General features: G+C 70.6%; 1 pseudogene. It reads right to left on the bottom strand.

From position 1 onward, the window contains the following. Nucleotides 1-98: 98 nt before the first annotated feature. Nucleotides 99-422: pseudogene (locus KBX08_RS33480) on the bottom strand (NmrA family transcriptional regulator); the annotation flags it as partial.

The following is a 422-nucleotide window of genomic DNA, read 5'->3' as shown; positions in this document are numbered from 1 at the left end:
GAGGATGTTTGCGCCCAGGGTTCGTCGCGTCGTGCGGGGTTGACGGTCGTGTGGGGCATGTGGCCCGGGCGGCGAGCCCATGCCCCACGATGAACGGTCTACCGGAAGTCGGCCGCGTGGTCGGTGGCCCATTGCGCGAATGTCCGCGCGGGTCGGCCGGTCAGGCGCGGGACGATGTCGGCCCACTCCTGGTTCGTCGGGGCGGGATCACGCGCGGATTCCGCCCACATGGTGAAGATCCAGTCGACGAACGTCTCCGGATAGCCGTTGCTGATCCACTCGGCCCGGGCCTCGGCCGGATCGAGTTCGTCGAACCGCACCGTGGCACCGATCGCCGTGCCGATCGCGTCGACCTGCGCGACGGTGGTGAGCGCCTCGGGGCCGGCGAAGGTGTAGGTCCGGCCGGCGTGGCCGTCCTCGAC

It is taken from the genome of Micromonospora sp. H61 (genome assembly GCF_018070325.1).
Classification (GTDB): Bacteria; Actinomycetota; Actinomycetes; order Mycobacteriales; family Micromonosporaceae; genus Micromonospora; species Micromonospora salmantinae.
Note: the sequence above shows the minus strand (reverse complement) of the source record. Positions and strands in the feature narration are given on the sequence as shown.